Origin of the sequence: Ornithinibacter aureus, from assembly GCF_009858245.1 — a bacterium.
Classification (GTDB): Bacteria; Actinomycetota; Actinomycetes; order Actinomycetales; family Dermatophilaceae; genus Fodinibacter; species Fodinibacter aureus.
In genome coordinates, this window is record NZ_VMSB01000001.1 from 572807 (window position 1) to 585160 (window position 12354).

Annotated in this window: 12 protein-coding genes; 6 read left to right on the forward strand and 6 right to left on the reverse strand. The window is 68.8% G+C overall.

Annotated features, from left to right (window positions below):
* Positions 1-15 precede the first annotated feature (15 nt).
* From C8E84_RS02775 to C8E84_RS02795, 5 genes are read left to right on the forward strand one after another with little or no spacing between them, the layout of a single operon-like run.
* Positions 16-300 carry a type II toxin-antitoxin system Phd/YefM family antitoxin gene (locus tag C8E84_RS02775; protein WP_159899297.1) on the forward strand — a complete coding sequence of 95 codons (285 nt, stop codon included), beginning with the start codon at positions 16-18 and terminating at the stop codon, positions 298-300.
* Positions 297-569, forward strand: a complete 273-nt coding sequence (locus C8E84_RS02780; RefSeq protein ID WP_159899299.1) for a type II toxin-antitoxin system RelE family toxin — start codon at positions 297-299, stop codon at positions 567-569. Before C8E84_RS02775 ends, C8E84_RS02780 begins: the two co-directional genes overlap by 4 nt.
* 52 nt (positions 570-621) lie before the next feature.
* Positions 622-2190 (forward strand): apolipoprotein N-acyltransferase, encoded by a 1569-nt coding sequence (lnt, locus tag C8E84_RS02785; protein ID WP_246196735.1) that lies wholly within the window; start codon positions 622-624, stop codon positions 2188-2190.
* Positions 2183-2968, forward strand: a complete 786-nt coding sequence (locus C8E84_RS02790; protein ID WP_159899303.1) for a polyprenol monophosphomannose synthase — start codon at positions 2183-2185, stop codon at positions 2966-2968. Before lnt ends, C8E84_RS02790 begins: the two co-directional genes overlap by 8 nt.
* Complete coding sequence (locus tag C8E84_RS02795; protein ID WP_246196736.1) at positions 2965-3501, forward strand: FxsA family protein; 537 nt, start codon at positions 2965-2967, stop codon at positions 3499-3501. Before C8E84_RS02790 ends, C8E84_RS02795 begins: the two co-directional genes overlap by 4 nt.
* 159 nt (positions 3502-3660) lie before the next feature.
* On the opposite strand, the gene C8E84_RS02800 is transcribed toward C8E84_RS02795, so the two are convergent.
* Positions 3661-4023 (reverse strand): RNA polymerase-binding protein RbpA, encoded by a 363-nt coding sequence (locus C8E84_RS02800; protein WP_159899305.1) that lies wholly within the window; start codon positions 4021-4023, stop codon positions 3661-3663.
* Positions 4024-4271: 248 nt separating this feature from the next.
* Between C8E84_RS02800 and C8E84_RS02805 the strand changes: the two genes are divergently transcribed.
* Positions 4272-5633, forward strand: coding sequence for an MFS transporter (locus C8E84_RS02805; protein ID WP_246196737.1), 1362 nt, complete (start codon positions 4272-4274; stop codon positions 5631-5633).
* Positions 5634-5645: 12 nt separating this feature from the next.
* Here C8E84_RS02805 and C8E84_RS02810 read toward each other — a convergent pair whose 3' ends face one another.
* The 5 genes from C8E84_RS02810 to C8E84_RS18310 all read right to left on the reverse strand — a co-directional run bounded on the left by C8E84_RS02810 (position 5646) and on the right by C8E84_RS18310 (position 11945).
* Positions 5646-7148: a M15 family metallopeptidase gene (locus C8E84_RS02810; RefSeq protein ID WP_159899307.1), complete on the reverse strand. Its 1503-nt coding sequence runs from the start codon at positions 7146-7148 to the stop codon at positions 5646-5648.
* 658 nt (positions 7149-7806) lie between these two features.
* The gene (locus tag C8E84_RS02815) at positions 7807-8442 is read right to left on the reverse strand and encodes a DUF305 domain-containing protein (RefSeq protein ID WP_159899309.1); all 636 of its coding nucleotides are present in this window, start codon (positions 8440-8442) and stop codon (positions 7807-7809) included.
* Positions 8443-8449: 7 nt separating this feature from the next.
* Positions 8450-9085 carry a thioredoxin-like domain-containing protein gene (locus C8E84_RS02820; RefSeq protein WP_246196738.1) on the reverse strand — a complete coding sequence of 212 codons (636 nt, stop codon included), beginning with the start codon at positions 9083-9085 and terminating at the stop codon, positions 8450-8452.
* 100 nt (positions 9086-9185) lie between these two features.
* Positions 9186-10346, reverse strand: coding sequence for a magnesium transporter (locus C8E84_RS02825; protein WP_246196739.1), 1161 nt, complete (start codon positions 10344-10346; stop codon positions 9186-9188).
* 1287 nt (positions 10347-11633) lie between these two features.
* The gene (locus C8E84_RS18310; protein WP_159904396.1) at positions 11634-11945 is read right to left on the reverse strand and encodes an aminotransferase class III-fold pyridoxal phosphate-dependent enzyme; all 312 of its coding nucleotides are present in this window, start codon (positions 11943-11945) and stop codon (positions 11634-11636) included.
* Between the last annotated feature and the right edge of the window lie 409 nt (positions 11946-12354).

The following is a 12354-nucleotide window of genomic DNA, read 5'->3' on the forward strand; positions in this document are numbered from 1 at the left end:
GCTAGAATTCTGTGCATGACCACGCTGTCCCTGGCCGATGCACGGGCCAACCTCTCCAAGCTCGTGGAGTCCGCGGTGACCACGCACGAGCGCTTCGACGTCACCCGCAACGGTGACCGCGTCGCGGTCCTGCTGAGTGCAGAGGACTACGACAGCCTGCTCGAGACCCTCGACATCCTCAGCAGCCCGGACGAAGTCGCCGCGATCCGCGAGGGAATCGCCGACCTGGAGGCCGGCTCCGTCTCTGACCTGGATGAGGTCCGCCGCGCCATGACCGCGGCAGGACGCCTGCGTCCGTGACCCAGCAGTTCCGCGTCGTCCTCACGGCGGGGGCCCGTCGGGCGCTCGAGCAGCACTTGCCCGAATCGGTGGCCGCTGCGGCCTTCGAGTTCATCTCGGGCCCCCTTCGAGAGAACCCGCACCGCGTGGGCCGGATGCTGAGGGAACCCTTGGCCCCCGCGTACTCGGCGCGTCGCGGCGAGTACCGCGTGGTCTACCGCATCCTGGACGATCTCCTCGTGGTCGAGGTCGTCTCCATCGCGCATCGCCGAGACGTCTACCGACGATGACTCCGGCCGGGGCGCCCCCACGCTCACACGGACGGTGAATTACCGTGGGCGCGTGCCCACCCCCCTTCGGTATACCGCGCGCCCGGCAGCCGCCCTCGCCGCCGGACTGTGCCTGTGGCTGGCCTTTCCGGATGCACACCTGTGGTTCCTGGCACCGGTCGGGGTGGCCCTGCTCGGCGCTGCGACCCTGACCGCCGGGGGACGGCGGGGTGCCGCTCTGGGGATGCTCGCCGGTCTGGCCTTCTTCGTGCCCACGCTGTCGTGGTCGGGCATCTACGTCGGGGCACTGCCCTGGTTCGCCCTCGCGACGCTGCAGGCCCTCTACGTGGCCGCGATGTCCGGGGTGGTCGGCTTCGCCGGGCGGCGCCTCGTGGATGCCGGGCACCGGACCCTCGCCGTCGCGGTCGTCCCGCTCGGGTGGGTCGTGCAGGAATGGGCACGAGGCACCACGCCGTACGGCGGCTTCCCGTGGGCCCGTCTGGCGTTCAGCCAGGCGGACAGCCCGCTGGCCCACGTGGCTCGCTGGCTCGGCGCCCCGGGGGTGACCCTCGCGGTCGCGACCGTGGGAGCGGGACTGCTCGTCACGGCATCCGCCCTGGTGGAGCGGCGACGCGACACGCTCCTCATCGGGCTCGCGGTCAGCGTGCTCCCCTGGAGCGCGGGTCTGCTCCCGCTGCCGACGGGCGGCCGCGCCGTCACGGTGGGGTTCGTGCAGGGCAACGTGCCCAAGGCCGGGCTGGACTTCAACGCCGAACGACGCGCGGTGCTCGACAACCACGTCCGCGGTACCGAACTGCTGGCCTCGCGGGCACCGGAGGACCTGAGCCTGGTCGTCTGGCCGGAGAACTCCTCGGACATCGACCCCCTGCGCAACGCCGACGCCGCAGCACAGGTCGAACGGGCCCGCGCCGCCGTGGGGGTGCCCCTGCTGATCGGCGCCGTGCTGGCCGAACCGGTGGGTGCCAGTTCCAACGTGTCGCTGTTCTACACGGGGGAGGGGGTCGATCCGCAGCGGTACACCAAGCTGCATCCCGTCCCGTTCGCCGAGTACATGCCGAGCCGCGACTTCTTCCGCCGGTTCAGCTCGGCCGTCGACCTCGCCGGGAACTTCGTCGCGGGATCCGAGATCGGGGTCTTCACCGTGCCCTCGTCCGGGGGTGAGTACGCCGCGCTGCCGACGATCTGCTTCGAGGTGGCCTATGACGGCCTGATGCGCGACAGCGTCCTGGCCGCGGGGGAGCAGGAGAGCCTGCTCGTCGTCCAGACCAACAACGCGACGTTCGGCTACACCGCGGAGTCCGAGCAGCAGTTCGCGATCTCCCGCATCCGCGCGATCGAGCACGGTCGGTCGGTGGCCCACGTGTCCACCGTGGGGGTGTCGGGGTTCATCGCCCCCGACGGTTCGGTGTCGGGAAAGACCGGGCTCTTCACGGCCGAGCAGGAGATCGGGACACCGGTGGTGCGCGACGAGCTCTCACCCTCGGACCGGCTGGGGCCGGTGCCGGAGTGGCTGTCTGCGGCCCTGCTGCTCGCGCTCGTCGTGGGGAGCATGCGCAGCCGCCGGAGCGTTAGGGTTCTTGCACCGTCGATCCGACCCCGCGAGGACCACACCGTTGTCTGAACCCACCCGTCCGCCGATCCAGCGTGTCGCCGTCCTCATCCCGACGTACAACGAGCGCGACACCCTGCCCGTCATCGTCGCGCGCCTGCGTGAGGTGGTGCCCGACGCCGACCTGGTCGTGCTCGACGACAACTCGCCCGACGGCACCGGGGCGGTCGCCGACGCGCTCGCCGCCGCCGACCCGCGGGTGCAGGTCCTGCACCGGGCCGGCAAGGAGGGCCTGGGCGCGGCCTACCTCGCCGGCTTCGAGTGGGCCCTGGAGCGCGGCTACGACGCCGTGGTCGAGATCGACGCTGACGGCTCACACCGACCCGAGCACCTGCCGACCCTGCTCGCGGCCGCAGCCGACGCGGATGCCGTGATCGGCTCACGCTGGGTGCCCGGCGGCGCGGTCGTCAACTGGCCCCTTCACCGCAAGGCTCTCTCTCTCGGCGGCAACCTCTACGTCAAGATGCTGCTCGGAATGCCCGTCAACGACGCGACGGCCGGCTTTCGGGTGTATCGCGCCGACGCCCTGCGCGCCATGGGGCTGCACGACGTCGCCTCCCAGGGCTACTGCTTCCAGACCGACCTGACGTGGCGCGCGGTGCGCAGCGGGCTGCGCGTCGTAGAGGTCCCCATCACGTTCGTCGAGCGCGAGGTCGGGGACTCCAAGATGAGTCGCGCCGTCATGACCGAGTCGCTGCGCCGGATCACCGGGTGGGGCGTGCGGCACCGCGCCACCCAGGTGCGCGATCTCGTGGGAGGGGCGCGTCAGCCGAGGTGGCACTCGCTGTGAGCAGGCCGGGCGCGACACCGTACGCCGCCCGCGGTCGACGGCGTCCCCGGGTGGTGCGCTGGGTCTTCCTCGCCCTGCTGATCATCCCCGTGATCGAGATCGCCGCGATCATCGCCGTGGGCCGCGTGATCGGCGGCTGGCCCACGCTGGCGCTCCTCGTCCTCGAGTCGATGCTCGGGGCGTGGATCGTCAAGCGTGAGGGTGCCCGCACCTGGGCAGCCCTGCAGGATGCCCTGACCACGGGCCAGATGCCCAGTCGCCAACTCGCCGACGCCGCTCTCGTGCTGATCGGTGGCACCCTGCTGCTCACCCCGGGCTTCGTCACGGACTTCGTGGGCTTCTTCTTCATCCTGCCGCTGACCCGCCCGATCACCCGGGCCTGGTTGCAGGCTGTCGTCGCCGCGCGGCTGCTCGGACCGGTGGGGCAGTGGCCCGGTGGTCCTGGGCCCTCGGCGCCACCCCGGCGTGCTCGCCCGGACGTCGTCGAGGGCGAGGTCGTCGAGGGGCGCATCGTCGACTCGGACAACTCCTGACGGCTTTATCGGGTCACCCGATAACTCGTCACCTCACCCGACAAGGCTTCCCCCGCACAGTCAGGGCTTCCCCCGCCGAGTGAAACCGCACGACATGCCGGATGCCGGGCACCCACGGTGGGGTGCCCGGCATCCGGGTCGCGAGGCCTGACGCTGAGGTCAGGCGGACTTGCGCTTGCGCGGACGCTCACCACGCGACTCACGCAGGAGGGTCAGTCGCTCCTCGAGGAGCTCTTCGAGCTCGGGGATGGAGCGGCGCTCGAGCAGCATGTCCCAGTGGGTACGCACGTGCTTGACGGGCTTGAGCTCGGGCGGCGGGCCACCGCCCTGGAGCTTGGCGTCCTCCCCGCAGCGGCACTCCCAGGTGTGCGGCACGTCGGCCTCGACCGAGAACGGAAGCTCGATGGAGTGCCCGTTGGGGCACAGGTAGGTGGTGATGTTGCGCTCGCTGGGGACGACGTTGTGGTCGGTCTCCATGCTCAGGGCGCCGAGACGGCTGCCGCGCAGGCTACGTTCTGCCATGGGTAACTCCCGAGTCTGTGGTGTCCCGATCGGTAGGTGGCCCCGACCGGGTCTAGCGCATCCAACGCCCGGATGCCGGGCGTTGTTCCGCCAGGAGCAGGTGGTGTCGAAGGTTCGACGTGAGCGCACTCACAGTCTCGCGCGATCCTTCGGCTGAACGGACACAACGTGCCAGTCAGTTGGGTACGGGTGCTCAAATCCCGTGTTGCACGTTCCCCCGCGGTCAGCCTATCGCTACCGTCAGCGCTGTGACGACTTCTTCTGCCCCCGCCGGAGCCATGGACGCCGCTGGCCCCACCGCCCTCGACGTGGCCGGGCCCACCTCGAAGCGCAAGATCTTCGCGTGGGGGATGTGGGACTGGGGGAGCCAACCGTTCAACACGGTCATCACGACCTTCGTGTTCTCCGTCTACATCACGAGCTCGAGCTTCGGCGCCACCAACGCGACGTCGACGGCCCTGGCCATCTCGACGGCGATCGCCGGGCTGTTCGTCGCCCTGCTGGCCCCGGTCCTCGGGCAGAATTCGGACCGCTCCGGGCGCACGGTGCGCAACCTGCGCCTGCAGACCTGGCTGCTCGCGGGGTTGTCCGCGTCGCTGTTCGTCGTGAAGCCCGAGCCTGCGTTCCTGTGGGTCGGGCTGATCCTGCTCGGGGTCGGCTCCGTCGTCTCCGAGATCGCCGGGGTCAACTACAACGCGACGATCGACCAAGTGGCCACGGGGAAGACCGTGGGGCGTGTGTCCGGCTTCGGGTGGGGGATGGGCTACCTCGGCGGCATCATCGTGCTGCTCGCGCTGTACTTCCTCCTCATCCAGCCCGAGGTCGGCCTGTTCGGCGTGACCGACACCGACGGCATGGACATCCGGGTGTCGATGCTCCTGTGTGGGCTGTGGACCCTGATCTTCACCATCCCCGCCTTCCTCGTCCTGAAGGACCGGCCACGACCCCAGGCACCTCGCGTGGGTGTGAAGGACTCCTACCGCCTGGTCTGGGCCTCGATCCGGGGCCTGTGGACCACCTCGCGGCACACCGTGTACTTCCTGCTCGCCTCAGCGCTGTTCCGGGACGGCCTCGCGGGAGTGTTCGCCTTCGGGGCGATCCTCGCCGCCGGGACGTTCGGTCTGTCCGCCGGAGACGTCATCGTCTTCGGCGCGGCCGCCAACATCGTCGCCGGCTTCGCGACCATGGGCTTCGGGATGCTCGATGACCGGCTCGGCCCCAAGCGGGTCATCCTCATCTCGCTCGGGGCCCTGGTCATCCTCGGCATCGCCATCTTCGTCCTGCACGACGGTGGGCCGTCGACGTTCTGGGTGCTCGGCCTCCTGATGACCGTGTTCGTCGGGCCGGCCCAGGCGGCGTCGCGAAGCTTCCTGGCACGCCTGATCCCCGAGGGCAAGAACGGCGAGATCTTCGGCCTGTACGCCACGACGGGACGCGTCGTCTCGTTCCTGTCACCCGCGGCGTTCGGGGTGTTCATCGCCATCGGTGCCGCGGTGACCGGTCAGGAGAACACCCAGTACTGGGGGATCCTGGGCATCGTGCTCATCCTCGCCGCCGGGTTCGCGGTCATGCTGCCGGTCAAGGAGCACGGCGAGCACAGCGTGAGCTGACGGCCGGCTGGGTCAGCCGGCGAACTCGAAGTGCCAGGGCTCGGGCTTGCGACCATCGGCAGCAGCCCACGAGGGGTGGAACCAGCCGAACAGCGGCCCGTTCTGCTTCATCCAGCGGTGTGCCGGAGAACTGAAGTCCTGGACCCCACCACACAGGTCGAGTGCTCGACCCAGCCCGTGGTTGCTGGTGCCGGGTGTCGCCGCGAAGTGACCACGCTTGGCCTTGATGGCGATCTGCCCCGCGAGCGAACGATACGAGTCCGTGACACAGAGCGGCTCACCCGTCTGTGCCGCGTAGCTCTTGCTCAGGGCGTTGAACGCCGCAGCGGCCGCGGGGCTGAGGCTCTCTCCCGGCGCGCCCCAGAGCGGGCAGAGGGCACTCGGCGGGTAGAGGCCGTTGGGGTACAGGCCGGTGTCGTCGGTGCATGGCTCACCGATGTCGGTGACCTCACCGGACGCCGCGAAGAGTGCGTCGCGCAGGCGTTCGGCTGCGGCCTTGGCCTTGGGGGAGCGGGCGCCCACGAGGACCGCGGCGATCGGGCCGGCCTTCTCCACCTCTTCGATCTGAAGGGCCCGCAGCTCACCGACGAGTTCACGCTGGGCGGCGACGACCTCAGTGAGGGCGGAGCTCTCCGACTGGATCTTCGCGGTCGCGGCCGCCGCCTCGGTGACCGCGGCCTCTGAGGCGGCCGTCAGTCGGACCTGCTCCGCGGTGAGGACCCGGACGTCCTGGAGGGCACGGGTGCGCTGTTCGGTCAGGTAGGACAGGTCACCGAGGGGATCGCCGATGTCTTCGGCTCGCGACGCCATCGCCTCGATCATGAACGCGACGTCGGAACTGCCTGCGCCGCCGGAGTACACGAGGAAGACCCACTCGCGGACCACGTCTCGCGCCTTCTCGAGCTTGGCGTCCAGCACCTCGAGGTCGGCCTTGGCGCGCGCCGCCTCCTCGATGGACCCTCGCTCACTCTCCCTCGCCGCTGCCATGGACTCGAGCAGGGCGTTGGACTTCTCGGCCAGCAGATCCATCTTGCGGGTGGCCACCGCCACCTTCGACGTGCTCGCCGACAGGGCGGCGGTGATGCGATCGGCCTCGGCGATCTGCGAGTTCAGGTAGATGCCGGTGAGCGGAGCGTCGTCGACGACCCCCCCGGTGCCGCCGCCGGAACTCTGTCTACCGGGTTCGCTCGAACGGGCCGGCGGTCGGATCGGGGCAGCCGGGCGGATCGGGGTGACGCTCGGTTTCGGCGTGGGTTTGGGGGACGGGGAGGTCCCCGGAGTCGACGCGGGGTCTGGTGTGCTGCTGGTCTGAGGGGTGGGTGTCGGTGTCGGCTCGACACTGGGTGTGGGCGACGGCTCCTCGGTGGGGACCGGATCTGTCGGGTCGGTGGCGAACACACCGGGGAGCCGAGCCGTCGCGGGCGACTGCGCAGCGGCTGTCGATACCGTCCCGACGAGGGCAGCGGCGAGTGCCGCGGCCCCCACCGCGGTCCCGATCCTGTGTGCCCAGAGCACGTGCCTGGCCTTCCTGACGACAGATCGTGGCATCGCGGGGCACCACGTCGACGCCCCTGCTGTCCGACGGAGTCAAGACTAGGCGCTCAGGTGCCGGTCGACCACGGCTTCGGTGAACTCATTTCCGCAACGAACGGCGGCCTGTCGTCCACAGAGGCGCAGGGCGAGGGTCGTCATCCACAGCCGAGTCGCGAGGGGTGCGCAGCGGCGCTGGGAGCAGCAGGCTGGGGTCGCGGCCGGGAATGCGCCTCGGACCGAGGAGCACGCGGTGGACGATGGGGGGTCAGGGCATGGGCGACGAGGTCAACGTGGTGCCGCTGGTCGGGCGGGTATCGGCGGTGGGGGAGCCGCGCGAACGTCCCAGTGGGGGACGGCGTGGTCATGGTTCGGGTGGTGGTGCCCCGCCCTCCTCGGCGAGCCAGGGGCGCAACCGTCGACACCATCGACGTCGCGTGCTGGTCGGTCAGGGCGCGGCGCGGGGCCTCGAGGTGCACTGTGGGCGACGAGGTCGAGGTGGAGGGCTCCTTGCGCCGACGCTTCTTCCGGGCCGGAGGGGGTGTCGCGAGCCGGTACGAGGAGGCCAGCGCGGTGAAGAGGCGACCCGCGCGGTGAGGAGGCGGCCAGCGCAGTGAAGAGGCGGCCGGGCGTGAACCGGGGCTCAGCTGCGCTCGTCGAGCATGCGCTGCAGGAGCGTGATCTCCGAGGCCTGGGCGTTCGAGATCGCGGCGGCCAGAGTGCGCACCTCGCTGGTTCGGGCCTGGGCCAGCGCCGCGTCGGCCATGGCGACCCCACCCTCGTGGTGGGCGATCATCAGGGTCAGGAACAGCCGCTCGGCAGCCAGGCCCTCAGCCGCGCGCAGTTCGTCGAGCTGAGCACGTGTCGCCATTCCCGGCATGGTTCCGTCCGGACGAGTGTGCGCCTTGGCGTGCTCGTCGCCCACCCACGCCATCGGTTCGCCACTGCCGGTCTGGGGAAGGCCCCACTGCACGAGCCAGCCGTACATCTGGCCAGCCTGCTGCTGCTGGCTGGTGAGGATGTCATAGGCCACGGTTCGCAGCTCCTCGTCGTCGGAGCGCTCTCGCACGAGCAGCGCCATCTCGACCGCTTGGGCATGGTGCGTTTGCATGTCCCTCGAGAAGCCGGCGTCGGCCCCGAAGTCCGAGGGTGCCGAGTTGCGGGTGTGCATGAACCACGACGCGCCCAGGGCACCGACCAGCGCCGCGACGACGGCGACGACCACGAGGGTGGTCCGGCTCGCGGCCGGTGCCGCGGGACCGAGCGAGGAACCGTTCACCGTTGCCTCACCCGGTGGTGGTCGGCACTTCGCCGTCGCTGCCGCCGGTGCAGGCCGCGCCGGGCTCGGGGGTGTTCGGGCCCTGGCGGAACTCCTTGATGAACACCTCCAAGCGGGGGTCGCTGGCGCCCGTCAGCTCGATCTGGGTGCCCCAGGCGCTGGCGACGACGGGGGAGGGGAGGCCCTCACGAGGGGAGAGCACCATGTAGGTGTCGGGGATCGCGTCCTCGAGCGCCTTGACCTGGTCGGCCGGCAGGTCGGGGCGGTAGGTCACCCACACGGCGCCGTGCTCGAGGGAGTGCACCGCGAGCTCATCGGGGACCGGCTGGGGGTAGACACCGCAGTTGAGCCATGCGGGGTGGTGATCGCCACCGACGGGCGGACTCTGCTCGTAGGTCACGGGTTCGGTCGTGTGCTCGCGGGTCACATCGAACCTCTTCACGGCATCCAGTGACGGCCGCGTGGAGACGTCGCGCCAGACGGTGAAGCCGACGGCACCGGCGATGAGGGCCACGACCGTGGTCACGGCACCGATGAGGATCAGGCGCGATCGGCGTTCCTTCGCCTGTTGCGCCTGTCGCAGCTCATCGACCTTGGCCCGACCTGCGCGAGCACCACTCTTGCCCTTGGACGACGCACTCACCCTGCTGCTCCTTTGACTGCCGAGACCCGATCGAGGGCCCATTGTCACCCGAGAACGTGGAAGGCTTGACCATCGTGCCCGCGTGGGGGAGTCGTGGAGCTCAGAGGCCAAGCACCGCGCGGGCGATGAGCAAGTAGATGATCAGCCCGCTCGCGTCGACGAAGGTGGTGATGAAGGGGTTGGAGAAGACGGCGGGGTCGACCTTGATGGCCCGGGCGGCAAGGGGCATGACGCCACCGTTGGTCGCGGCGAGCGTGCAGACCGCCACCAGGGTCAGCCCGATGACGGTGGCGACCTGCACGTCGTAGAACACGCTGGTCAAGGCGAAGCCCAGGGCTCCGAGCAGGACGCCGAGCAGCACGCCGACCCGCAGCTCGCGCAGCAGCACGGCCAACAGGTCTGCCGGACGCACGTCACCAAGGGCCAGCGCGCGGGTGACCGTCGTCGCGGCCTGGTTCCCGGTGTTGCCACCGGTTCCGATGAGCAGCGGGACGAACAGCGCCAGGACCGTCACCTCCTCGAGGGTGTCCTCGAAGACCGAGAGGACCTGCACCGTCAAGGAGGCGCCGACGGCGAGGACGAACAGCCAGACGACGCGCGAGCGCACGATGCTCGTGATCGGCGTGGACAGGTATGGGCGCTGGAGCGGCTCGACACCGCCTTGGCGGGCGAGGTCCTCGGAGTCCTCACGTTCCGGGGCCATGAGTGATCCGACGACGTCGTCGTCCGCGCCACCGAGAAGGTCCCGGAGGCTGACGACACCGATGACCCGACGCTCCTCGTCGACCACCGGCAGGGTGTAGACGGTCTCGGCATCGGCCACCCGTTGCCTGACCGCGGCCAAGGTCGGTCCGACGCTGTCCTGCGGGTGGGTCACCACGTACTCCGGGCTCATCCGCCGGCCGATGGACTCGTGCGGGTAGCCGAGGATCGCGGCCGTGAGTCGTCGCTCGTCGTCCGGCAGTCCCTGCAGCAGTCGCTGCGCGACCGTGGCAGGTAGTTCATCGATCAACCACATGCGGTCGTCGGGGTCGAGGTCGGCGAACAGGGCCACCACCTCGCTGTCCTGCACCCCCTGGACGAGTTCACCCTGGAGGGAGGGCTGGAGCGCCTCGAAGACGTCGAGCGCCTGCTGTTTGGGCAACAGGCGGTACACGACGGCTCGCTGGCGCGTGCTCAGCCGTTCGACGAGGTCGATGACGGCGCGGGTCGACAGGCCGGAGACCACCGTGGACAGGGCGCTGAGGTCGTCGCGCGCCAACAGGTGGGTGGGCCCACGCGACGCGGTGTCGCTCGCGTTCGCGCGTGGCCAGTACGGCGTGGCCGTCGAACCATGATCCGGAAGCGCTGCCAGGCCCAATCGGACCGTCAGGGCGCAACGCCGATAATCAACATTATGTCATTTCGTAGTCTGCGTATTGCATCAGCTGAAACACTGCGGTCGGTCTGGCCCACTACCCCACGGGCTTTGGAACTGCGGTTCGCCTTCTCACGCATTGCGGCAACCAAGGCATTTCTTGGCCCAGGTGGGGTCCTGGGGCACGCAGACAAGCGCGACTATCAGCACGTGACGCTCACACTGAGTTGGCGACTGAACGTGTCACGGGCGCCCTTGAAAACACTTAGCCTCCTCCACGCTGATAAGCCCGCCGAGCCATGGGCACGCTACGCCGGGCGATCTGCGTGGTGGGCGGGGCCCCAACACGACGGGGTCGTTCGCGACGAGGTCGGTCGACCCCAGCGCCCGCGCGGAGCGACGGGAAGAGTCCCTACCAAGCAGCCCAGACTCTCGCAGCGCGCGCTGACGTTCCGTTCGTCGGACGTAGGTCGGGGCACGGATGGGAGCTGTTGGTCGACGTGGACAGCGGAAGGATGGCCCGAACCGGTCGACAGCATCTTCAATGGGATAGAAGGTTCAACAATCGACGCAACCAAGGCGTTAACCGCTTCTGGAGCCAAGAGGCATAATACTCTTCGCGCGGGCCAGCCAGGAACGCGCAACTGGACCTCTCAGCAGCGTGCTGACATACTTGCCGGCAGACGTCCGCAGTTCAATGGCGAAACTATCGAGGGGCCATCACATGCACAACGCGCTGGATCACCCGCATATCGCCGACAATGCGAACAATATTTATCCCGCCACCTGGAATGAGCACTCTACTCGCTGGCATGGTGGAAATTGGCAAAATGAAACTTGCGGCAGACCGAACGACCCCTCATTTCCAGAGGACTTCTAGACATGTCGGTCATAGCAATTGTATCTGGAAGTACCTCATGGCCGACGAAGGCCGCGCTAGAGTTCAAGAATGTGACTGGTGTCGCACCTTCGAAGGTGCGATCGGACATAGAGGCGAGAAGACCTATTTTCGAGCGTGAACTCTTTATGAATGACCATAATGCGGTTGCTGGGCAGCTTCGGTCGATCATAAAGATCGATTCAACATATTGGCTTGGACTAGAATACTCCAAATTGCAGCCCGGACAGAACTTCGATACGGCCCCACTGGGTCCGGCTCATATTGATGCTGAAATTCTGGAAAACATGCTGTCAGCGGCGGCCGGGGAATTTGAAGACGAAATCTAGCCTTTTGAAGTGTGGATCAAGTGTCTTTGACAGGGTGAGGATGTCCGGGGTCATTCCGTCGCGCTCGACGGCGAACATCGTGCCGGTGCGACCGAGCCCGGTCTGGGCCTCGTCCACGACGAGAAGCATCCCGCGGGCCCGGCAGTGGTCCGCGAGCGCAGCGAGGTAGCCCTCGGGCAGCTCGAGCACGCCGCCCGTGCTGAGGATCGGTTCGGCGATGAAGGCCGCCAGGCTCCCGGACGACTGACGGTCGACCAGGTCGAAGGCGTCGTCCAGTTCCGCCTGCCAGTTCTAGCCGGACGCCCCGACTCGTGCCACTTGAGGGTTGGTCGTCGGTTCTGTACGGGCCGCGCAGCAGGTCGGGCGCCAGGATCGCGAACGTCCCGACACCCATCGGGCCGTACCCGCGACGACCGAAGGCATAGGTCGACCCCGCTGCTCCCCGGTGACGCCGTGCCAGCTCTGCGCGAAGGCCACGACCTCGTGCCGCCCGGTGACCAGCTTGGCCAAGCGCAGCGCGGCCTCGTTGGACTCGGCACCCGTGCTGTGGAACATCGCCCGATCCGGCTCGGACAGCATGGACGAGTGCAGGTGGTCCAGAGTCCGCACGGACTCGGTGACCGCCGCGACTGCTCATCCGGGGATCGTCCTCCACGTTCGCCCCTCCGGGTCGGGGTGTGCCGGT

Coding starts and splice junctions, on each gene's coding strand:
- C8E84_RS02775 (WP_159899297.1), top strand. CDS start 16: ATGACCACGCTGTCCCTGGCCGATGCACGGGCCAACCTCTCCAAGCTC.
- C8E84_RS02800 (WP_159899305.1), bottom strand. CDS start 4,023: ATGGCAGAACGTAGCCTGCGCGGCAGCCGTCTCGGCGCCCTGAGCATG.